General features: G+C 60.9%; 20 protein-coding genes. 13 read left to right on the plus strand and 7 right to left on the minus strand.

The window, feature by feature from the left end:
- Window positions 1–30 precede the first annotated feature (30 nt).
- The 9 genes from AC1RL4_RS02485 to otnI all read left to right on the plus strand — a co-directional run bounded on the left by AC1RL4_RS02485 (window position 31) and on the right by otnI (window position 10,091).
- The gene (locus AC1RL4_RS02485; RefSeq protein ID WP_018928914.1) at window positions 31–1,008 is read left to right on the plus strand and encodes a thiamine pyrophosphate-dependent dehydrogenase E1 component subunit alpha; all 978 of its coding nucleotides are present in this window, start codon (window positions 31–33) and stop codon (window positions 1,006–1,008) included.
- A 32-nt stretch (window positions 1,009–1,040) separates the two neighbouring features.
- A complete protein-coding gene (locus AC1RL4_RS02490; RefSeq protein ID WP_018928915.1) occupies window positions 1,041–2,060 on the plus strand; it encodes an alpha-ketoacid dehydrogenase subunit beta in 1,020 nt (339 codons plus the stop codon).
- The gene (locus tag AC1RL4_RS02495) at window positions 2,057–3,169 is read left to right on the plus strand and encodes an acetoin dehydrogenase dihydrolipoyllysine-residue acetyltransferase subunit (protein WP_096480313.1); all 1,113 of its coding nucleotides are present in this window, start codon (window positions 2,057–2,059) and stop codon (window positions 3,167–3,169) included. Before AC1RL4_RS02490 ends, AC1RL4_RS02495 begins: the two co-directional genes overlap by 4 nt.
- Window positions 3,170–3,263: 94 nt before the next feature.
- The gene (locus AC1RL4_RS02500) at window positions 3,264–4,328 is read left to right on the plus strand and encodes a 2,3-butanediol dehydrogenase (RefSeq protein WP_230172374.1); all 1,065 of its coding nucleotides are present in this window, start codon (window positions 3,264–3,266) and stop codon (window positions 4,326–4,328) included.
- 454 nt (window positions 4,329–4,782) lie between these two features.
- Window positions 4,783–5,688, plus strand: coding sequence for an L-threonate dehydrogenase (ltnD, locus tag AC1RL4_RS02505; RefSeq protein WP_230172272.1), 906 nt, complete (start codon window positions 4,783–4,785; stop codon window positions 5,686–5,688).
- Between the two features lie 10 nt (window positions 5,689–5,698).
- The gene (gene otnK / locus AC1RL4_RS02510; RefSeq protein ID WP_230172274.1) at window positions 5,699–6,997 is read left to right on the plus strand and encodes a 3-oxo-tetronate kinase; all 1,299 of its coding nucleotides are present in this window, start codon (window positions 5,699–5,701) and stop codon (window positions 6,995–6,997) included.
- Window positions 6,994–7,632 carry a 3-oxo-tetronate 4-phosphate decarboxylase gene (gene otnC, locus AC1RL4_RS02515; protein ID WP_230172276.1) on the plus strand — a complete coding sequence of 213 codons (639 nt, stop codon included), beginning with the start codon at window positions 6,994–6,996 and terminating at the stop codon, window positions 7,630–7,632. Before otnK ends, otnC begins: the two co-directional genes overlap by 4 nt.
- Window positions 7,633–7,826: 194 nt before the next feature.
- The gene (locus AC1RL4_RS02520; RefSeq protein WP_018928934.1) at window positions 7,827–9,287 is read left to right on the plus strand and encodes a GntP family transporter; all 1,461 of its coding nucleotides are present in this window, start codon (window positions 7,827–7,829) and stop codon (window positions 9,285–9,287) included.
- Between the two features lie 21 nt (window positions 9,288–9,308).
- The gene (otnI, locus tag AC1RL4_RS02525) at window positions 9,309–10,091 is read left to right on the plus strand and encodes a 2-oxo-tetronate isomerase (protein WP_019578694.1); all 783 of its coding nucleotides are present in this window, start codon (window positions 9,309–9,311) and stop codon (window positions 10,089–10,091) included.
- A gap of 4 nt (window positions 10,092–10,095) precedes the next feature.
- On the opposite strand, the gene AC1RL4_RS02530 is transcribed toward otnI, so the two are convergent.
- The 3 genes from AC1RL4_RS02530 to AC1RL4_RS02540 all read right to left on the minus strand — a co-directional run bounded on the left by AC1RL4_RS02530 (window position 10,096) and on the right by AC1RL4_RS02540 (window position 12,968).
- Window positions 10,096–10,914 (minus strand): DeoR/GlpR family DNA-binding transcription regulator, encoded by an 819-nt coding sequence (locus AC1RL4_RS02530; protein ID WP_019578695.1) that lies wholly within the window; start codon window positions 10,912–10,914, stop codon window positions 10,096–10,098.
- A gap of 111 nt (window positions 10,915–11,025) precedes the next feature.
- On the minus strand, window positions 11,026–11,583 hold the full coding sequence (locus tag AC1RL4_RS02535; protein ID WP_019578696.1) for a hypothetical protein: 558 nt from the start codon (window positions 11,581–11,583) through the stop codon (window positions 11,026–11,028).
- Window positions 11,584–11,669: 86 nt separating this feature from the next.
- Window positions 11,670–12,968 (minus strand): methyl-accepting chemotaxis protein, encoded by a 1,299-nt coding sequence (locus AC1RL4_RS02540; RefSeq protein ID WP_429571016.1) that lies wholly within the window; start codon window positions 12,966–12,968, stop codon window positions 11,670–11,672.
- Window positions 12,969–13,447: 479 nt separating this feature from the next.
- Here AC1RL4_RS02540 and AC1RL4_RS02545 point away from each other — a divergent pair, with 479 nt between their 5' ends.
- From AC1RL4_RS02545 to AC1RL4_RS02560, 4 genes are read left to right on the plus strand one after another with little or no spacing between them, the layout of a single operon-like run.
- Entirely contained in the window at window positions 13,448–14,305 is an 858-nt protein-coding gene (locus AC1RL4_RS02545) for a sugar phosphate isomerase/epimerase family protein (protein WP_019578698.1), read from the plus strand.
- Entirely contained in the window at window positions 14,298–15,347 is a 1,050-nt protein-coding gene (locus AC1RL4_RS02550; RefSeq protein ID WP_019578699.1) for an isopenicillin N synthase family dioxygenase, read from the plus strand. The genes AC1RL4_RS02545 and AC1RL4_RS02550 overlap by 8 nt, the downstream gene beginning before the upstream one ends.
- Before the next feature lie 26 nt (window positions 15,348–15,373).
- Entirely contained in the window at window positions 15,374–16,171 is a 798-nt protein-coding gene (locus AC1RL4_RS02555; protein ID WP_096480308.1) for a transporter substrate-binding domain-containing protein, read from the plus strand.
- Window positions 16,172–16,220: 49 nt separating this feature from the next.
- Entirely contained in the window at window positions 16,221–17,756 is a 1,536-nt protein-coding gene (locus AC1RL4_RS02560) for an amino acid ABC transporter permease/ATP-binding protein (protein WP_230172282.1), read from the plus strand.
- 29 nt (window positions 17,757–17,785) lie between these two features.
- Here the strand turns inward: AC1RL4_RS02560 and AC1RL4_RS02565 are convergent, their stop codons facing one another.
- The 4 genes from AC1RL4_RS02565 to AC1RL4_RS02580 all read right to left on the minus strand — a co-directional run bounded on the left by AC1RL4_RS02565 (window position 17,786) and on the right by AC1RL4_RS02580 (window position 22,281).
- Window positions 17,786–18,550: a substrate-binding periplasmic protein gene (locus AC1RL4_RS02565; RefSeq protein ID WP_172901187.1), complete on the minus strand. Its 765-nt coding sequence runs from the start codon at window positions 18,548–18,550 to the stop codon at window positions 17,786–17,788.
- Between the two features lie 262 nt (window positions 18,551–18,812).
- Window positions 18,813–19,790 carry a helix-turn-helix domain-containing protein gene (locus AC1RL4_RS02570; protein WP_028940732.1) on the minus strand — a complete coding sequence of 326 codons (978 nt, stop codon included), beginning with the start codon at window positions 19,788–19,790 and terminating at the stop codon, window positions 18,813–18,815.
- An 88-nt stretch (window positions 19,791–19,878) separates the two neighbouring features.
- On the minus strand, window positions 19,879–21,357 hold the full coding sequence (locus tag AC1RL4_RS02575) for an aldehyde dehydrogenase family protein (RefSeq protein ID WP_230172284.1): 1,479 nt from the start codon (window positions 21,355–21,357) through the stop codon (window positions 19,879–19,881).
- Window positions 21,358–21,432: 75 nt separating this feature from the next.
- Window positions 21,433–22,281 carry a VOC family protein gene (locus tag AC1RL4_RS02580; RefSeq protein WP_230172288.1) on the minus strand — a complete coding sequence of 283 codons (849 nt, stop codon included), beginning with the start codon at window positions 22,279–22,281 and terminating at the stop codon, window positions 21,433–21,435.
- Between the last annotated feature and the right edge of the window lie 10 nt (window positions 22,282–22,291).

A 22,291-nucleotide genomic window follows, 5' to 3' on the forward strand; every position in this document is an offset into this window, starting at 1 on the left:
TTGAGCCTCAAGACACCCTGGAGAATAAAAATGTCGACACAGCTGACTGCTGATCAATTGCTGCATGCCTATCGGGTGATGCGCACCATCCGCGTCTTTGAAGAGCGCCTGCACGTGGAGTTCGCCACCGGCGAGATACCCGGTTTCGTCCATCTTTATGCCGGTGAAGAGGCCTCGGCCGCCGGTGTCATGGCTCACCTGAGGGATGACGACTGCATCGCCTCCAACCACCGTGGCCACGGTCATTGCATCGCCAAGGGCGTTGATGTGCACGGGATGATGGCCGAAATCTACGGTAAGAAAACCGGAGTCTGTCAGGGCAAGGGCGGCTCCATGCACATCGCAGATTTCGAGAAGGGCATGCTCGGCGCCAATGGCATCGTCGGTGCCGGTGCACCGCTGGTGGTAGGAGCGGCCTTGGCCGCCAGACTCAAGGGGACTGACGGCGTCGCCGTAGCGTTTTTCGGCGACGGCGGTTCCAACGAAGGGGCCGTGTTCGAAGCGATGAACATGGCCTCGGTGTGGAACCTGCCGTGCCTGTTCATTGCCGAGAACAACGGTTACGCCGAGGCCACGGCGTCCAACTGGTCAGTGGCCTGCGATCACATCGCCGACCGCGCAGCCGGTTTCGGCATGCCTGGGGTCACCGTCGACGGCTTCGATTTTTTCGCCGTTCACGAAGCCGCCGGTGCCGCGGTGGCGCGCGCCCGAGCCGGTGAAGGACCGTCGTTGATCGAGGTCAAATTGACCCGCTACTACGGCCACTTTGAAGGCGACGCCCAGACCTATCGGGCACCGGACGAGGTCAAGTATTTCCGCGAACACAACGACTGCTTGATGCAGTTTCGCGAGCGCACCACCCGGACCGGATTGATCGATGCCAGCCAGTTGGACCAGATCGATGGCGAAGTGGACCTGCTGATCGAAAATGCCGTGCGCAAGGCCAAGTCAGACCCCAAGCCAAGCGCCGCCGACCTGCTCACCGACGTCTACGTTTCCTATCCCTGAACGCCCCTATAACAAGAATCGAGACTTTTATCATGGCGAGAAAAATCAGTTATCAGCAGGCAATCAACGAAGCCCTGGCTCAGGAAATGCGCCGCGACCCCAGCGTGTTCATCATGGGGGAAGACGTCGCCGGCGGTGCCGGTGCTCCTGGTGAAAATGACGCCTGGGGCGGGGTATTGGGCGTGACCAAGGGCCTCTACCACCAATTCCCCGGCCGCGTGCTGGACACGCCGCTGTCGGAGTTGGGTTATGTCGGTGCCGCGGTAGGCGCAGCAACCTGCGGCGTGCGCCCGGTGTGTGAGTTGATGTTCGTCGACTTCGCCGGTTGCTGCCTGGACCAGATCCTCAATCAGGCGGCCAAGTTTCGCTACATGTTCGGGGGCAAGGCTTCCACCCCGTTGGTGATTCGCACCATGGTCGGCGCGGGCCTGCGGGCCGCCGCCCAACACTCGCAAATGCTCACGTCGCTGTGGACCCACATCCCCGGCCTGAAAGTTGTCTGCCCGTCATCCCCTTATGACGCCAAGGGCCTGTTGATCCAGGCCATCCGCGACAACGATCCGGTCATCTTCTGCGAACACAAACTGCTCTACAGCATGCAGGGCGAGGTGCCGGAAGAGCTCTATACCATCCCGTTCGGCGAGGCCAACTTCCTGCGCGACGGCAAGGACGTGACTCTGGTGTCCTATGGGCGCACGGTCAATACGGCGATGGATGCAGCCCGTAGCCTGGCAGGGCGAGGCATTGACTGCGAGGTCATCGACCTGCGCACCACCAGCCCGCTGGACGAAGACAGCATTCTGGAAAGCGTGGAAAAGACCGGGCGCCTGGTGGTGATCGACGAGGCCAACCCGCGCTGTTCCATGGCCACCGACATCTCGGCCCTGGTGGCGCAAAAAGCGTTCGCCTCGCTCAAGGCGCCCATCGAGATGGTCACCGCGCCGCACACGCCGGTGCCGTTCTCCGACTCTCTGGAAGACCTCTATATCCCCGACGCGGCGAAGATCGAAAACGCCGTGCTCAAGCTGATCGAGTGGAGCAAGCGTTCATGAGCCAGATCCATACCCTGACCATGCCCAAGTGGGGCTTGTCCATGACCGAAGGCCGGGTCGATGTCTGGCTCAAGGAGGAGGGCCAGGCGATCGCCAAGGGCGATGAAGTGCTCGACGTAGAAACCGACAAAATTTCCAGCAGTGTCGAAGCGCCGTTTTCCGGTGTGCTGCGCCGGCAGATCGCGCGCCAGGATGAAACCCTCGTGGTCGGTGCATTGCTCGGCATCGTGGTCGACGGCGAAGCCAGCGAGGCCGAGATCGATGCGGTGATCGAGCAGTTCCAGGCCGCGTTCGTGCCAGGTGACGGTGCCGAGGAAGACAGTGGGCCGAAGCCGCAGAAGGTCGAACTGGACGGGCGACTGATCCGTTACTTCGAGCGCGGCGAAGGCGGGGTTCCGTTGGTGCTGGTGCACGGGTTCGGCGGTGACCTGAATAACTGGATGTTCAATCATGAAGCATTGGCCGCCGGGCGCCGGGTGATAGCTCTGGATCTCCCGGGCCATGGCGAGTCGAGCAAACAGTTGGAACACGGAGATCTGGATGAGTTGAGCGGGGTGCTGCTGGCTCTGCTCGATCATCTGGATGTTCCCGTGGCGCATCTGGTGGGGCATTCCATGGGCGGGGCGGTGTCGCTGAACACCGCGCGCCTGGCACCGCAGCGGGTGCGTTCCCTGAGCTTGATCGGCAGCGCCGGCCTGGGCGCGGAAATCAACGGTGATTACCTGCAAGGTTTTGTCGAGGCAGCCAGCCGCAATGCCCTCAAACCACAATTGGTGAAACTGTTCTCCGACCCCGAACTGGTCAATCGGCAGATGCTCGAAGACATGCTCAAGTACAAGCGTCTGGAAGGGGTGGATGCGGCCCTGCGCCTGCTGGTTGCGGGGCTGTTCAAAGAAGGCCGGCAACAACTCGATCTGCGTGGCGTGGTGCAAGAAAACCGGCAACCGGTGTTGCTGATCTGGGGCAGTGACGACGCGATCATTCCTGCGACCCACAGCGCTGGCCTGGCTGCTCAGGTCGAAATCCTGCCGGGTCAGGCGCACATGGTGCAGATGGAAGCGGCCGAGCAGGTCAATCGGCTGATTCTGGACTTTGTCCAACAACACTGATGCCTCCCTTGGCGGCCGGCCATTTGCCCGGCGCCAAGGCCAACGATTTCAAGGAGATTCCAACATGAGCCTTCCAATTGATCCGACCCGCAGCATGCGTGCCGCTGTCTGGCATGGTCGTCACGATATCCGCGTCGAAGATGTGCCGTTGCCCGTCTCGCCACCGGCGGGCTGGGTGCAGATTCGCGTGCAGTGGTGCGGTATTTGCGGCTCCGACTTGCATGAATACGTGGCCGGGCCAGTGTTCATTCCGGTGGATGCGCCGCACCCGCTGACCGGCATCAAGGGGCAGTGCATTCTCGGTCATGAGTTCTGTGGCGAGATCGTCGAAATCGGCGCCGGGGTCCAGGGGTTCAGTGTGGGCGAACCGGTGGCAGCCGATGCCTGTCAGCACTGTGGCACTTGTTATTACTGCACCCATGGGCTGTACAACATTTGCGAGAACCTGGCGTTCACCGGGCTGATGAACAATGGCGCGTTCGCCGAGTTGGTCAACGTACCGGCCAACCTGCTTTACAAGTTGCCGGCCAACTTTCCCGCCGAAGCCGGGGCGTTGATCGAACCGCTGGCAGTGGGCATGCACGCGGTGAAAAAGGCCGGGAGTTTGCTGGGGAAAAATGTGGTGGTGGTTGGCGCGGGAACCATCGGCCTGTGCACCATCATGTGCGCCAAGGCGGCTGGCGCGGCCCAGGTCATTGCTCTGGAAATGTCGGGGGCGCGCAAGGCCAAGGCCCTGGAGGTGGGGGCGAGCCAGGTGCTGGACCCTAATGAGTGTGACGCGTTGGCCGAGGTACGGCGGCTGACCGGCGGGCTGGGGGCGGATGTCAGTTTCGAATGCATCGGCAACAAACACACGGCCAAGCTCGCCATCGACCTCATCCGCAAGGCCGGCACATGTGTATTGGTGGGCATCTTCGAGGAGCCCAGCGAGTTCAATTTCTTCGAGCTGGTCTCCACCGAAAAACAGGTGCTGGGGGCACTCGCCTACAACGGTGAGTTCGCAGATGTAATCGCCTTTATCGCCGACGGCCGGCTGGACATCACGCCGCTGATAACCGGGCGCATTCAGCTGGAACAGATCGTCGGGCAGGGCTTTGAGCAATTGGTTAACAACAAGGAGCACAACGTGAAAATCATCGTGTCACCCGCTCGAATCTGAGGCGTCTGCAAGAGAGCGATTGATGATGGCCCAGCCTGCATAAAACCACTTAAGTGAACCCCTTGCTTTGATTTCCGTGGATTTCATCGCAAGGATCGCTTCATGAAATAAGAAACATTCAAGGTAAACATCCCGGCCAACGCGGCTGCTTGCGAGCAGCTGCGTCGGCTATCTGGATTGCAATCTGACTTTTTTCACCTGCGTAAATTCGACAGAGCATGCGTCGCGACGATGGATGTTCTTGGGTCTATGTTAAAAAATGTTATTTTAAAAAAATACTTCACATAATCTGTTCATTGGTGGATTATCTGCTCAACCCGTGTCAAGCAGCTCGTAGCTGCCATTGTGTTGGGCGATCCGCCGGCCATGCCTCCGGTGCCCACCTCTACATCGCGGCCCGCCGCCTGCGCTTTGTCGGCGTGGAACAGGCCGTTGCTTCCCTCAGGAGTACCCCATGAATAACAAGAATGTCGGTGTTGTCGGTCTGGGCGCGATGGGGCTGGGCATTGCCCGCTCACTGTTGCGCAGTGGTTTCAATGTGCATGCCTGTGATGTGCGTGCGCAGGTGACTGAACAGTTTGCCGGGGAGGGTGGCGTGGCGTGCTCTTCGCCCGCGCAGATGGCCGCGGCGTGCGACGTGATCATTACCGTGGTGGTGAACGCCGAGCAGACCGAAACCGTATTGTTTGGCGAGGGTGGCGCTGTTACTGCGTTGCGCCCTGGCAGCCTGGTGATCGGTTGCGCCACCGTGGCCCCGACCTACGCCGTCGACTTGGGCCAGCGTCTGAGCGCTCAAGGCTTGCTGTATCTGGATGCCCCGATCTCCGGTGGCGCGGCCAAGGCGGCTGCCGGTGAAATGACCATGATGACGTCCGGCCCGGCCGATGCTTACGCCAAGGCCGAAGCCGTCCTGGCAGGCATGGCCGGCAAGGTTTATCGCCTGGGCGACAGCCATGGCCTGGGTTCGAAGGTCAAGATCATCAACCAGCTGCTCGCCGGGGTGCACATCGCCGCTTCCGCCGAAGCCATGGCGTTGGGCCTGCGTGAAGGGGTCGATGCCGACGCGCTTTACGAAGTGATCACCCACAGCGCCGGCAACTCCTGGATGTTCGAAAACCGCGTGCCGCACATTCTCAAGGCTGACTACACGCCGTTGTCCGCGGTGGATATTTTCGTCAAGGACCTGGGCCTGGTGCTGGATACCGCACGGGCCAGCAAATTCCCGCTGCCGCTGTCGGCCACCGCTCACCAGATGTTCATGCAGGCTTCCAGTGCCGGCTTCGGGCGTGAAGACGACTCGGCAGTGATCAAGATTTTCCCCGGCATCGAGTTGCCGACTGCCAAGACCGAGCCGGTTTGAGGAACACCCAATGAACACTACCCCTGCACGCCCATTGCTGGGCTGCATCGCCGACGATTTCACCGGTGCCACGGACCTTGCCAACATGCTGGTGCGCGGCGGTATGCGCACCGTGCAAAGCATCGGCATTCCGAGCAGCGAAGTGGCGGCCGGGCTCGATGCCGATGCGATCGTCATCGCCCTGAAATCGCGCACCATTCCAGTCGCCGAAGCGGTCGAGCAGTCCCTCGCCGCGCTGGCCTGGTTGCGTGAGCAAGGCTGCGAGCAGATTTTCTTCAAGTACTGCTCGACGTTCGATTCCACCGACGCCGGCAATATCGGCCAGGTCAGCGAAGCACTGCTGGCGGCGCTGGGCGGCGACTTCACTCTGGCGTGCCCGGCGTTCCCGGAAAATGGCCGGACGATCTTTCGCGGCCACTTGTTCGTGCAGGATCAACTGCTCAGCGAGTCGGGCATGCAGCATCACCCGCTGACGCCGATGACCGATGCCAACCTGGTGCGGGTACTGCAGTCGCAGACCCATCTGAACGTCGGCTTGTTGCGCTACGACACCATTGCCCAAGGGGCCGAAAAGGTGCGCGGGCGCATCGCCGAACTGCGGGCTCAAGGTATCGGCATGGCGATTGCCGATGCCTTGTCGGACCAGGATCTGTACACCCTCGGCACCGCCTGTGCCGACTTGCCGTTGCTGACTGGCGGCTCGGGGCTGGCCTTGGGCTTGCCGGAAAACTTCCGTCGCGCCGGTAAATTGCGCGACCTCGATGCCTCGAAACTCCCGGCGGTGGCCGGTGGTGAAGTGGTGTTGGCCGGTAGCGCTTCGATCGCCACCAATGGCCAAGTCGCAGCCTGGCTCGAAGCTGGTCGACCCGCACTGCGGATCGATCCGTTGGCCCTGGCGGCTGGCGAACCCGTGGTGGCCCAGGCTCTGGCCTTCGCCAAGAACAATGAACAAACCGTATTGATCTACGCCACCAGCGCACCGGACGAGGTCAAGGCAGTGCAACAGCAGCTCGGCGTCGAACAGGCCGGCAGTCTGGTGGAAAACGCCTTTGGCGAAATTGCCCAAGGCTTGCGTCAGAGCGGCGTACGGCGCTTCGTGATCGCCGGCGGTGAAACCTCGGGCGCGGTGGTTCAGGCGCTGGGAGTGCAACTGCTGCAGATCGGCGCGCAGATTGATCCGGGTGTGCCGGCAACCGTCAGCAGCACCGATGAACCTCTGGCCCTGGCGCTCAAATCGGGCAACTTCGGTGGTCGGGATTTCTTCAGCAAAGCGCTGAAGCAACTGGCCCAGACCGGAGGTGCGCAATGAGTAATGAAAACGCCCTGCGCGAAGAAATCTGCGACGTTGGCCGCAGCCTTTACGAGCGCGGTTACACCGTCGGCAGCGCCGGCAATATCAGCGCACGGCTGGATGACGGTTGGTTGATCACGCCGACCGATGTCTGCCTCGGTCGCCTCGATCCGGCGACCATCGCCAAGGTCAATCTGGCCGGTGAATGGGTCTCCGGTGACAAACCTTCGAAGACATTGACGCTGCATCGCCAGGTCTACGACCGCAACCCGAGTGTCGGTGGCGTGGTGCACACCCATTCCACTCATCTGGTGGCGTTGACCCTGGCGGGTGTCTGGCAGCCGAACGATATCCTGCCGCCATTGACGCCGTATCAGGTGATGAAAGTCGGGCATATCCCGTTGATCAGCTACCAGCGTCCTGGCTCGCCAAAGGTTGCCGAACAGGTCGCACAACTGGCCAATAGCGTTCGTGGCGTGATGCTCGAACGGCTGGGGCCGGTGGTCTGGGAGAGTTCGGTGTCCAGGGCCAGTTACGCCCTGGAAGAACTCGAGGAAACCGCGCGGCTGTGGCTGATGAGCAATCCCAAGCCCGAACCGCTCGATCAGGCAGCACTGGACGAGCTGCGAGCGGCCTTCGGTGTGCACTGGTAGTGCGCTGAAGTTTTTTAACACGATAGACCGATAAAGCAGGCCCTGTTCGGGAGACGTGCAGCGACTCCCACGACCCCGGCTTGCCTGAAAAATACAATAACAAGAGGACATCCAGGCATGACTCACCTTCACTGCGGCATTTTCAGACCCGGTTGCAGCACCCTTGTGTTCACCCGGCGCGGAGGGCTTGTGAAATGAGCCCGTTAATCCTGATGGTTACCGCGGGGCTAGGGATCGCTCTGTTGTTGTTTTTGGTGCTCAAGTACAAGTTCCAGCCGTTCGTGGCGTTGATGCTGGTGAGCATTCTGGTGGCGCTGGTGGCCGGGGTAAAACCGGCCGACCTGGTCGCCACCATCGAAGGCGGCATGGGCAAGACGTTGGGCCACATCGCGATCATCATTGCCCTGGGCGCGATGATCGGGCGGATCATCGAGCTCTCCGGCGGTGCCGAGGCGCTGGCCAAGACGCTGATCAGCCGTTTCGGCAATCGACGCACGCCGCTGGCGCTGACGATTGCCGGGTTCATGGTCGGGGTGCCGGTGTTCTTCGAGGTCGGCGTGATCATCCTGATGCCGCTGGCCTATGGCGTTGCCCGCAGTGCACGCAAGCCGCTGTTGGTGTTCGCGCTGCCGATGTGTGCGGCGTTGCTGACCGTACACGCCTTCCTGCCGCCACACCCGGGCGCGGTGGCCGCTGCCAGTCAGTTGGGAGCCGACCTTGGCCGCGTGCTGATGTTCGGTCTGCCGATCACCGCGTTCCTCTGCTATGTCGGTTACCGCGTGGCCGGGCGCATGACCCGTCGGGTGTACCCGATGACCGACGATATCCGCGCCGAAGTCTATGGCCCGCATGTCACCAACGAAGACCTGGTCGCCTGGGCCAATGGCAACGGCAAGAGCGCTGAACGAGCTGCCGTGGCCGCGTCGCACATGGGCCTGGAAGAGTCCACCAGCGCGATCGTTTCCAAGTTGCCGCCGGCACCCGCGCCGGGTTTTGGCATGATCGTCAGCCTGATCGCGCTACCGATCATTCTGATTCTGCTGGGAACACTGTCCAACTCGTTGCTGCCTGCCGACTCGGTCCTGCGCGGCATCATGACCGTGCTCGGTGCGCCATTGGTGGCGCTGCTGATCGACACCTTGCTGTGTGCCTGGTTGTTGGGTTCGCGTCGGGGCTGGAGTCGTACCCAGGTGTCTGACGTGATCGGTTCGGCCTTGCCAGGTGTGGCCATGGTGATTCTGATTGCCGGTGCCGGCGGTGTGTTCGGCAAGGTGCTGGTGGATACCGGCATCGGCGCGGTGGTCTCCGATTTGTTGCGTACCACCGGTCTGCCGGTGCTCGCGCTGGGCTTTCTGCTGACCATGCTGTTGCGTGCGGTCCAGGGCTCGACCACGGTGGCGCTGGTGACCACCGCCGGCATCATCAGCCCGCTGATCGCGACCCTCAACCTCACCGCGAATCACATGGCGCTGCTGTGCCTGGCCATGGGCGGTGGCGGGTTGGCCATGTCCCACATCAATGACGCTGGTTACTGGATCTTCACCAAACTGTCCGGGCTGAACGTGGCCGATGGCCTGCGTACCTGGACCGTGCTGACCACCTTGCTCGGCACGCTGGGTTTCGGTATTACCTTGCTGATCTGGCCGTTTGTCTAACCCTCTATCCAAGGAGCTACCATGCCTCGTTTTGCTGCCAACCTCAGCATGCTCTACCCGGAACATGAGTTTCTGGATCGCTTCGCCGCCGCTGCCGCCGATGGTTTCGAAGCGGTGGAGTACCTGTTCCCCTACGACTACAGCGCCCAGGAACTCAAACAACGCCTGAGCGACAACGGCCTGGTACAGGCGCTGTTCAACGCACCGCCCGGCGATTGGGCGGCAGGCGAGCGGGGCACGGTATCGTTGCCGGGCCGGGAGAGTGAATTTCGCAGCGGTTTTGATCGCGCACTGGAATACGCCGCCGTCCTGGGCAACTCACGCATCCATGTGATGGCCGGGCTGCTGCCGTCGGAAAACGATCGCCCGCGGCATCACGGCGTGTACCTGGAGAACCTGGCCTACGCCACCGCGCAGGCCGCCAAGGTCGGTGTCACCGTGCTGCTGGAACCGATCAACACGCGCGACATGCCGGGCTTTTTCCTCAACCGCCAGGATCAGGCCCAGGCCATCTGCAAAGAAGTGGGCGCCAGTAACCTGAAGGTTCAGTTCGACTGCTACCACTGCCAGATCGTCGAAGGTGACCTGGCGACTAAACTGCGTCGAGACTTCGCCGGCATTGGTCATATCCAGATCGCCGGCGTGCCGGATCGACACGAGCCAGACCAAGGCGAAGTCAACTATCCCTATCTGTTCGAGTTGATCGACCAGTTGGGTTATGACGGCTGGGTAGGGTGCGAATACCGGCCTCGTGGAAACACGTCGGCCGGTTTGCAGTGGCTGCGGGACTGGAAGGCGCGCTAACGCCTTACAGGTTGTTATCGGAAGGCAACAGCAGTTCCACGCCCTGCTTGCGGATGCTATCGGCCGCGGCAGGGGTCAGTGCGTCGTCGCTGAGGATGATGTCGAACTGCTCGAGCCCGGCGATCCGGTACATGCTGAACGTGCCGTACTTCGAACTGCTGGCCACCAGCACCACTTGCGAGGCCGATTGCATCGCGACTTGCTTGACCTCCACCTTCAGCGCCGACGGCGTGGTGAGGCCGCGACGCAAATCCCAGGAGCTGGTGGAAATGAAAGCGATATCGGTGACGATCTGACGCAAGGTGGCCACCGCCAGCCCACCCACGCACGATTGATTCGAATGATCCAGTTGTCCGCCGGTGTGAATCACCGTGACATGGGGCGCATCGATCAGCGCCTGGACAATCCCGAAGTCGTTGGTCACCACCGTCATCCCCGACAGCGCCTTGATGTACGGGACGATCTCCAGCGTGCTGGTCCCCGCATCGAGATAAATCGTCATGTCGGCATGTAACAGCCGCGCGGCCATCTTGGCCATCGCCTGCTTCTGCGGCAACTCGACCACCGCCTTGAACTGATGACTGGGCTCGCTGTGGAGCTGACTGGCGATTCGCACGCCACCGGTGACCGAGTAAGCACGGCCTTCCTGTTCAAGCAGCGCGATATCGCGGCGAATGGTCATGTGCGAGCAGTCGAACATTTCCATCAGTTGATGAACGCTCAGCACCTGATGCTTGCGCAACTGGCGCAGCATCAATTCACGGCGCTGTTCAGGAATCATCGGTGCGCCGCTTTCGGCGGCGATGTCCTTTTGACTAGGCATTCGGGCTCCAGAGTGAAGAAATCCGCCGACAAGGAAAGCGGTGCAAACATAGTAGCGAATCTACGGTAAAGGAACGAGCTGTTGCGGATCTCTGTTCTGGTGACGGCAGCCTCAATCCAGATCCCGGCGGATAGCGTCCAGGCGTTCGTCGAGCAATGGGGTGAGGAGGGCGTAGCACTGCGCCGGAGTGATCGACACGGTGGTTGTACCTATCAGGCAGCGTTGCAGTTGTTCGAGCGCAGTGTGCAACGAATGGGGAGCGTGCTTGAGCAAGCGTTCGTGCAGGTACTGCAATTGAATCAGCATTTCCAATGGGCAACTTCGATGGGCGGCGGCGCGTACCGACAGCCCGCGCAGTCGTCCCAGCTCTTCAAGTTCCCAGCAGCGCGCGGCGATGCTCGGGCGCGCCAGACTGAGCGCACAGCGTTGCAGTTCGAGGTGCTGGATGGCGCCGAGCAGGTCCTGCAGCAATCGGCAATGGCCATCGAAATCCGCCGGGTCGCGGCGTAACGCACTCCAGGCCTGGCACTGTGCGGAATACGGCCACTCCCTCCAGCGTTGGTCGAGCGCGTGCCCCAATGCCTGGCAACGTTGTTGCGCCTCGCGGGTGACTTGTCCGCCGAGACCGCGATGCTGCTGTAGTCCTTGCAGCAGGTCGAGACCGAGCAACAGCGCCTGCCTTAGTCCCGTATCACCCTGTGGCAGACGGACTTGGCGGGATGGCCCATCGTCGAATGCTGTGGCGAATGCTGGATTCATGGGCGGCTTCCGACGGTGAGCTGGTTGAGATAACGGGTCAGGTCGTGCAGCGCATTGGTTTGCGTGCTCTGTTCCTGCACCGCGCCATTGACCTGTTGCAACTGTTCGCTGAGGGCATGATTGGCTAGCTGATGCTCGCTGAGCGCCTGTTGCATGGCGCCGAGCTGTTGCAGATTGGTCTGGCTATGTTGAGCCAGGTCGTCGAGGTTGGCGGCGAGCTGCTCGCTCTGTTCACTTCCGGCTGCCAGCAGATCGCGGTGTTCCTTGACCTCGCCATCCACCTGGCGCACGGCCATGGCGATCGCCGTCGCGGCGCTGGTGATTTCATGGGTCGCCCGGTCGGTGGCCTGGGCCAGGCTGCGGACCTCATCGGCGACCACGGCGAAACCACGCCCGTGCTCGCCGGCACGGGCCGCCTCGATGGAGGCATTGAGCGCCAGCAACTGGGTCTGTTTGGCCAATGCCTGAATGCTGTTGACCGTGCTTTCCACGGCGGTCGTGCGCTGCAGCAACGCTTCTACGGCGTGTGCGGTATTGCCCAGGCGTTGTTGAATGGCGCGCATGCTGTCACCCACTGAGCGCGCCTCCAGGCAACCGGTTTCGCTCTGGGTGTGAGCGTTGGCGAAGGCTGCCAGCGCGCCCTTGGCCAAGGCATCGATGCTGTGCAGGGTCTGGTCGATCTGCTCGCTGGCGGCGGCGATCATCGCGATGCGTTGGCTCTGTTCTTGACCTTGGTCGCGGGCCTGTTGGGCCATCTGCTCCAGGGCACGGCTGGCGAACTGCACTTCGCTGCGCAAGCGTTCGTTGTTGCGCAGTTGCAAGCTGGCGGTCACCAGCAGCGTCGCGGGGTCGGCATCCCGGGAACTGCGCAGCAGTTGTGCGAGTTCCGTGTCCCAGAATGTCTGCAGCTGGCGTTGATGACGCTCGCGCAGCTGCCAGGCGCATCCCAGGTACAGCACGCCAGGTATCAGGGCCAATGCGCCTGCGGGCTGTTCGGCCAGCGCGAGACCACAGGCGCCGAGGGCTAATCCGAGCGGTAGCCAGAAGCCGATCCTGCTGCGTTCGAGCAGGGCCCTGCCAGGTTCGAACAAGGCTTTGGCGAATGATGTGCCGGCCGGGTGCGACTTGCCGCCATCGCTGCGCAGATGAACGATGGCATGACCCGGTGGGTGCATTCCTTGAGCGGACATGAGGATTTCCTTCTGATGCCGGGATGAAAGCAAAAACGGCGCACGCTCTCCTGCCGCAATGTGCAGGGGAGCGGACGCCGTTGTCCGAGATGTTTGCCAAACCATCGGTGTTGATGGCTCAAGCTTGAGCAGAGCCTAAGCAAGTTGTTTGCCAGCCTTTGTGCTCGACAACGGATCAGCCTGTCACGCCGCGGTGGAAGGAGAATTGCATCTGATGGCTACAGGGCTGTGAAGGCCGCACAGGCGAGCAACGCACCAGTCGCGGGAATGGCAGAGCCGCCGTGCTCTGTTCTGGTTCGTGCCCATCCGCACCGGGCGCGCGCTTGGTAGCAGCAGCCTCGCAGGCTCGACAGCTGCTACGGATCGCGTTGCGGCTTACACAACGCGAGAAAATCCGGCATCGTTAGTTCATGAATTTCTGAACTAACTATTTGCTGCAGCCTATTCAATCGCTTGTCGCCCTAGCCTTAGGATTCGTCACACGGGACCGCAGCCATCAGAGCCGCGGCCTGCAGCAACTTCTTTCGACTGCCCAGTAACGCCAGCCCAGACAGCGGGTGGCCTGACGCAGCCGAGAGGAATGCATGAAGCTAGAAATTTTCCGCACGTTATGGGGCTATACCGCCAGCAAGGCACAGGCCCTGGATGAACTGCTCGCCGCCGGCTTCGATGGCCTCGAAGCGCGCCTGCCACTGCAGGCCGATGAGCGTGGCGAGTTCGGCGCTTTCCTGCGCAGTAATCAAGTTCCCTACATCTGCACACTGTTCAGTGCCTACGATGTATTGCCCGACCAGAGCGCCACGCCCACTCAACACTTGGCCGACATAGATCGCAAACTGGGCTGGGCTTCGGAGCTGACCCCACGTTTCGTCAATCTGCTGGCAGGCAACGACCGCTGGCCGCAGCCATTGCAGGTCGAATTTTTCGGCCAGGCCATGGAACTGGCCGCCAGGCATGGCGTGTTCTGCAGTTTCGAGACCCATCGCGCCCGTTCCCTTTACAGCCCTTGGGTGACCCTGGAGCTGATCCGCCAACTGCCGGACCTGCGTTTCACCAGTGACATCAGCCACTGGGTGGTGTGCTGTGAGCGACTGCTGGACGATCCGGCCGACGATCTTTCGGCCTTCGTCGAGCGCGTGCATCACATCCAGGCTCGGGTCGGCTACGACCAAGGCCCGCAAGTCCCCCATCCCGCCGCCCCGGAATATGCCCGTGAACTGGCGTTTCACCAGCGCCACTGGCAGGCCGTCTGGTCCGCTCAGCGCGAACGTGGCTACCCGGTAAGCACCTTGACCCCGGAGTTCGGTGCCGACGGTTATCTGCATCACTTGCCCTTCACCAACATGCCGGTGGCCGACCTCTGGACCTTGAACCAGTGGATGGCCCGCACCGAGCGCGAACACTTCGACCGTTTCACCCGTGAAGGAGCCCGCCATGAGTAATGCCTCGCCATCCCAGGCCAACTTCAACAGCATTCCGGTGGTGAACATCGCCGGACTCTTCAGCATCGAACTGGAGCATCGCCTGGCCGTGGCCGAGCAACTGGGCCGCGCCGCCAGCGATGTGGGCTTTCTGTACATCACCGGGCACGGCATCGATCCGGCGCTGATCGAGGGTTTACGCCTGGCGGCCAAGGATTATTTTGCGCAACCGCTGGACGCCAAGATGCGCCACTACATCGGCGCCTCGGAAAGCCACAAGGGCTTCGTGCCCGAAGGCGAGGAGGTGTATTCCAAGGGCAAGCCGGATCACAAAGAAGCGTTCGATATCGGCTTCGAAGTGCCAGCGGATGACCCGCTGTTCCTCAACCGTACACCGCTGCTGGGGCCAAACCACTGGCCCGACGTGCCGGGCTTCCAGAGCGCGGTACAAAACTACTATCAGGCGGTGTTCGCGCTGGGACGCCGACTGTTCGATGGCTTTGCCTTGGCCCTGGGGCTGGAAGAGGGCTACTTCGATGCGCTGGTGACTCGTCCGCCCTCCAAGTTGCGGCTGATCCATTACCCCTTCGACGCCGATGTCGTCGACGCTCCGGGCATCGGCGCGCATACCGACTACGAGTGCTTCACCATCCTGCACGCCGATCAACCGGGGCTGGAGGTGCTCAATGATCAGGGGCAGTGGATCGACGCGCCGCCACTACCCGACGCGTTCGTGGTGAACATCGGCGACATGCTGGAAGTCATGACCGCAGGTGCCTTTGTCGCCACTGCCCACCGGGTGCGCAAGGTTGCTCAGGAGCGCTACAGCTTCCCGCTGTTCTACGCCTGCGACTATCACACGCTGATCAAGCCGCTGCCGGCATTCGCCAGGGATGACCGGGAGTACGAGGCGCTGGCGATTGGCGAACACATGTGGAGCCAGGCCTTGCAGACCTACCAGTATCTGCGCAAACGCGTGGAGAACGGCGAGCTTGAGCTGCCGTCCCGGGCCCGAAAGCCATCGAGTTTCGGCCATCTGAAGAACACCACCTCTCATTCCTAAAAAAACAACCCACGGAGCTTCCCACCATGCAAAGCCACTTCGCCCTGACCAAACTGAGCCTGCTAGCCGCTGGCCTGTTCTGCGCCAACGCCGCCTTCGCCAGCACCGCGACCCCCGGTGTGTTGAAGGTCGGTATGGAAATCACCTACCCACCGTTCGAGTCCTACGACGCTGACAAGAATGTGGTCGGTTCCGATCCTGAGTTGGCCCACTCCCTGGCCAAGGCGATGAGCGTCAAGGCCAACTTCGTCGACACCAAGTTCCCCAATCTGATCAACGGCCTCAACGCCGGGCATTACGACGCGATCATTTCCGGCATGTACATCACCCCCGAGCGCCAGCTCCAGGCCCGCACCATCGCCTACGCCAATACCGGCGCGGCGATCATGGTGCCCAAGGGCAGCGAGTTGAGCCCGCAGGTTCCCGAGGACTTGTGCGGCCTGAAGATCGGCCTGGAGCAGGGCACTACCTGGGTCGCCAAGTTCAACCAGTTGTCCAGCGACTACTGCGTGCCGAACAACAAAGGCGCGATCACCGTCAACGAATACCCCTCGGCTCCCGAAGTGACGCAGGCGCTACTGTCGAAAAACATTCAGGCCCAGGTGGAAATCGCCGGCGCCGCGCACATGATCGCCCAGCGCACCAACGGGCGGGTCGTAGTCAGTTCGCAGAAGCTGGTTTACCCGCAGACCTTGGGCATCTACGTGAAGAAAGACGCCGACGCTACTTATCAGGCGCTGGTCAAGGCGCTGGCCGACAGCAAGGCCAACGGTGAGTACGCCGCCATTCTCAAAAAATACGACCTGGAACCGGTCTCCGAGTAATGGCTGAAACCGCGCCCTCGGTCGAGGGCGCGGCGAGCACGAGGTGTCTATGCAATTCGACTGGTCTTACTTTATTTCGCTGTTCTCCAAGACTGACTTCTGGGCGGCGAGCCTGACCGTCATCGAACTGAGCGCCCTGGCCTGGTTCCTGGGGATGTTGCTGGGCTTCATCCTGGCGTCAGCCAAGCTGTCCGGCTCGCCCTGGCTGCGCTTGCCGGCGTCACTCTACATCTGGTTCTTTCGCAGCATTCCGCTGCTGGTGCTGGTGGTCTTCATCTACAACCTGCCGCAGTTGCTGCCCGGTGCCGGGCCGGTGCTGTCGGTACCGTTCTATTCCGGCCTGTTGGCGCTGGTGGTCACTGAGGCCGCCTACATGGCTGAAATTCATCGTGGCGGGCTGATCTCGGTCGCCAAGGGCCAGAAGGAAGCCGGCCGCGCCCTGGGAATCGGCCTGTTCGGTCTGCAACGGCTGATTGTGATTCCCCAGGCCTTTCGTATCTCACTGCCGACCTTGATCAACGAATACATCACGGTGGTCAAACTGACGTCGTTGATCTCGGTGATTTCATTGACCGAACTGTTGACCGTCGGCCAGCGCCTGTATGCGCAGAACTTCCTGGTAATGGAAACCCTGGCGGCGGTGGGTGTGTACTACGTGCTGATCGTTACGCTGTTCGGCTTTGCCCTGCAGCGTCTGGAACGCTACCTGGACCTCAACCTGCGGACACCGCAAACCCTCGACAGCGCCTCGACACAAGCGCTGCGTGACAGTCTGGCGCCTGTTCTATCGAGCAAGCTCAAGCCGCCATCCAAAGGCGCCGCCCCGGCCCTGCAACTGCAGGGCGTGCACAAACGCTACGGCGATCATCATGTGCTCAAGGGCATCGACCTGAAGGTACAAAGTGGCCAGGTGATTTCGATCATCGGCCCGTCCGGCTCCGGCAAGACATCGCTGATTCGTACGGTCAATGGCCTGGAGCGCATCGATCAGGGTGAAATCCTGTTGTTCGGCGAGGGCTTCATCAATGCCTGGGACAAACCGGATGGCCGTCGGCTTCGTCAGGGTGTACGGCATATCGGCATGGTGTTCCAGAGCTTCAACCTGTTCCCGCACCGCACACTGCTGGACAACATCAGCCTCGCTCCCCGTTATCACGGTGTCGGTCGTGTGTTGAGCGAACAACGTGCCTGCCAGTTACTCGACAAGGTCGGCCTGTTGGCACATGTCCACAAATATCCGCATCAACTGTCCGGCGGCCAGCAACAACGCGTGGCGATTGCCCGGGCCATGGCCATGGACCCGGATATCCTGCTGTTCGACGAACCCACCTCGGCGCTGGATCCGGAGCTGGTCGGCGAAGTACTCACGGTCATCAGCCACCTGGCCCGCGAAGGCATGACCCTGCTGATCGTCACCCACGAGATGGACTTTGCCCTGTCGATTTCCGATCGGGTGATCTTCATGGAAAACGGCCACATTCAGCTGGATGCATCACCACAGGCGATCCGCGAGCAACCCGAGGCTCATCGAGTGCGGCGGTTCATGGGGTTGCAGGCGCCAGTGGAGGAGGGATGCCTGCCTTGAATGGGCTTAGCCGCGTGCCCTCAGAATTCCTATGGCGACAAATAGCGCTTTTGTATGCGCGCCAGGGTGCCGTCATCGCGAAGCGTTTCAACTGCCGCGCGCAAGTCTTGCACCAGTTGCGCGGAGCACTGCTTTGAGCAAGCGAGATAGAGCTGCGCACTGCTCATGACGGGGCTCATGTGCAGTGTACGCTCAGACACTTTCGGCCAGATGTATCGACTCTCCGGGACACCGTTGAACCAGGCATCGATGCGACCTTTCAAGAGCATCTGCGCGGGGTTGTCGCCAATGGTCAGGGGGTGGATCTGCTCGTCGCTGAAGCCTTGTTCACGGAGGATTTCCTCCTGCGCACTGCCCAGGCCGACGCCGATCCCCCGGTAGGTTTGCTTCGCCTGCTCGAAGCTGCTCACCGGCCGGTCAAGGCTGAAAAAAGCACGCTCCATGGACATGATTGGCGCGATCCAGGTGAAGCGATCTTCACGTTCCTGCGTGCGTGACAAAGGGGCGATCAGGATGTCCTGATTCTCGCTGACATGTTTCTGCGATCTGGCCCAGGGAAGCACATGGACATGCGCGACATAGCCGGCGTTGGCAATGGCGGTCATCACGGCCTCGCCGACCATGCCGTGGCCTTTGGAGCCATCGACGAACGTCAGGGGTGGAGCGTCCGGGATATACAGTTCGAGCGGCAAGGGCGCGCCACTCGCGTGACAGGCAATCAGCAGCGAGATCGACAGGCACAACCTGCAAAGCGTCTTTGTACGGGCAGTTGAGATCCGTGAACTCCCGCTCATGGTTGATCATTCAGGCATTGAAAGTAGGAGGGAGCCACAATTCACCGGTGGTATTGATCACAGGGAGGATGAGTCTGTTTTTGTATTGGATTCGGTATCGACACCGTATTTTACGCAGACTTTGTGGCGGGACACATCTACCTCCCAAGTGAATGTGTTTTGCGGGGCCAGTACCTGTTGTGCACCCGCATCACAATGGGCGAGCAGCAGGTGGCACAAGGTCAAGGGCCGGATGGCTCATGAATGGCTTGACTTGCCGGCGTCAGGATCGGGCCTGGGTATCGCGGAACAGCTTGGGCGATATGCCGAATGCCGATTTGAACTGTCTGCTGAAATGAGCGCTGCTGCCATAGCCCCAGGCAAAGGCGATGTCGGTGAGTGAGCGATGGGCATGTTCCCGGCTGCGCAGATCTTCGGCGCAGCGCGACAGGCGCCGTTGCCAGATATATTCGCTGATGCTGCAGCCGAGCTCCTCCTGAAAGGCGCGGTGCAAACTGCGCACCGAGCATTGCTCGACGCTGGCGATGCGCTCGATGGTCAGGTCGCGGTCGGCCAGGTGACGTTCGATATAGGCTTTGAGGCGGTTTTGCTTGAAGAAACGGAAGTCGTGTTCGAGTTGCTTTTCTTCCTGTTTGTTCTTCAGGGCGTTATCCAGAAGCCCCACGATACTGTTGCCGATCAATTCGGCCGAATGGTTGTTGAGCAGTGGGTACTGGCTGTAGGCATCACTGATCAGATGCATCAACATGCGGCCCAATCCATTGCGCCCGTTCAGGTGAACATCGCCCGCTTGCGGTGGCTGTCCGGCCAGCCCCTTGAAGAGCAGGATGAAATGTTCGCAACCTTGAGTGCTGGTGACGCTGAAGGGCTGGCCGCTGTCGACCAACAGCATCTCGTCAGGGGCTAACGCGCTGCTGTGCCGACCTTGTTCGAAATGACTGACGCCGGCAATCTGCAGGATCAACATGCGCGGTGTGTCGGGTGAGTCGACCGCTTTGCTCAGATGGCGTGAGTAGCGATGGGCACTGGCGGTCATGCGGCAGAAGCCGAGCTGACCCAGATCGCCATATTCCAGCCGACCTTGAAAGTTGCTGTTATGCAACGGGTCGATGAATGTCGATTCCAGACGCTTGATGTAGTCTGGCGTGCGACCCAAGTGATCGCTCATGAACTCTTTCCACTTCATCAGCCGGTCGGAGCGAACAACCTGATCGGTGGACACACAGGCTAAATGACTCATTTTTTCGCCTCTTTTCTTATTGTTTTTGTAGATTGGGCAAATGGGTCAACACTTGCCCAATTTTAGTCCGGTCAGTATCGATCAAGAGTCAGAAAGGGTAGTGGTGGCTCCCCGGTTGCCAGGTGACCCAATGGGCGCGGGTGAATTCATCCAGGGCGTAGTGACCATTGAAACGCCCGAGGCCGGAGTTCTTTTCGCCGCCGAAGGGCGCATTGGGCTGGTCGTCGACGGTGATGTCGTTGATATGGGTCATCCCGGCCACGATGCCACGGGCGAAGTTCAAGCCTCGGGCCATGTCCCGGGTGAATACCGCGCTGGACAGGCCATATTCGCTGGCGTTGGCCAACTCCAACGCATGCGCTTCGTTTTCTGCGATCAGCAGCGGCAGCAACGGCCCGAAGGTTTCATCACGTGCCAGTTCCTGATCGATCCCGACTTCACCGAAGACATGCGCAGGCAACACCAACCCGGACGCTGGGCCGCCACACAACCGCTTGAGGCCCGCATTCTCGGCGGCATCGATTTTACGCAACAGGCCATCGAGCTGGTTCTGATTGACCACCGGCCCAATCACGGTGTCTGCGTGGGCCGGGTCGCCGGTCTTGAGTTTGCGCACTCGCTCCACCACCAGCGCGGTGAAGTCCGCATACAGCGAGCGGTCGACGATCACCCGGTTGACGCTCATGCAGATCTGGCCCTGATGCAGGAAACGCCCGACCACTGCTGCGTGCGCGGCTATATCAATATCCGCATCATCCAGGACCACCAGTGGAGCATTGCCGCCCAACTCCAGCGCAACGCGCTTGATGTGTTTGCCGCCAGTCGCAATCCGGCCGACATTGCGACCGACATCGGTTGAGCCGGTGAAGGAAATCAGGCTTGGCACCGGGTGTTCGACGAAGGCATCGCCGATCTCCGAACCTGCACCGACCACGACATTGAGCGAACCCTCCGGGAAGCCTGCGTCTTCGAACAAATGAGCAATCAGCAGGCCGCCTGTTACGGCCGTGTCGCTGGCGGGTTTAAGCACCACTGTGTTGCCAAGCGCGAGTGCCGGGACCACCGAACGCATGCTCAGGTACAACGGAAAATTCCATGGGCTGATCACCCCGACAACACCCAGCGGTTCACGGAAGACAAAGCTCTGTTCACCGGGCTTGTAGCTTGTCAGGATTCGTCCTTCAACCTGCATCGGCAACTTTGCGCACTCACGCACCAGGTTCAGGGTGAACTGCCATTCCATGCTCGCCTTGATGCGCGTGCTGCCGGACTCACGAATCAGCCAGTCGATGATTTCATCGCGGCGGTTCAGGATGACGTGAGCGAGTTTCTCCAGTTGCGCGCTGCGCTGTGTCGGATGCAGCTGTGCCCACGCTGTTTGCGCACGATGTGCAGCCTGATAGGCATCGTCGAGATCGGCAATCGAGGCCAGTGGCATTTCCAGCAGTTGCTCCCCATTGAAGGGGTTACGGTCATCCAGGCGCCGCGAGGAACGACCTGTACGCCAGGTGCCATTGATGTATTGGTCGCCGTTGATGGCGTAGAGGGGCAAATGTTGAGTCGTCATAGTCTTACCTTTGGAGGCAGGTGGCCGCGTCGATTAAGGACATGGATGATGCAAAACCTTGTCTGTAGAAACTGCTCAGCTTCTGATCCAGGCGCGCCCCCAGGAATTGAGTGTGTACTCCTCCTGCGGCCAGACACCGGGTTGGCGGGCGGCATCGGTCATTTCGAGTTCGGCGGAAAACTCCAGTCGGTTGCGATCGGCATCGACGACCATAAAGAACAGATTGTTGCCCGGCCCATGCCGGCCGGGGCCGAAGAAAATGGTGATGCGTTCCTTGGCGAAGCGATCACCCCAGTCGCGGATGTCATTCCATTCATTGGTTTCGTAGCAGTGGTGATCCCATTCGTTTTTCGAACCGCGGAAAAATGCCAGCGAATGATGTTCATCGTCCGAGCGCAGGAAGCACACCATGAGCTGGTCGGTCTGCTCGTCGACGACATTGTCCGATACCGTAAACCCGACCTTATTGACGTAGAAATCGATCATGGCTTCCAGTTCAGTGGTCTGGAATACCACGTGCTGCAAGCGGCCCGGCATGCCTTGACGGTCGACACCGGGATCAATGCGGGACACGCCAAATATCGTTTGTCGGCCTTGAGGGTCACGAAGCACAAAGGCATCCGGTTCGAGCAACGGCGAGTCGATGTCTTCGACAGCACAGCCGTTCTCGTTCAGGCGGGCGCGCAGTTCTCCCAGCCGAGCCTGATCGCCCAGGTCATAGGCCGCCGCGAGCAGGCCGCTGTGATCGGCGGGCGACACGAGCATGGCGCGTTGCGGGCCACTGAGTATCCAGCTGCCATCGGGCTGTGCCAGGCCTTCCATGTCCAGCATGCGCCGGTAGAAATCGATTTGTCGTTGCGGCTCTTTGCTTGCCAGATGCAGGTAGCACAGGCGTGCAGGGGTGCAGGTCTGTAGGGTTTGCATAAACACCTCC

Source organism: Pseudomonas sp. GW822-FHT07A10 (assembly GCF_058798795.1).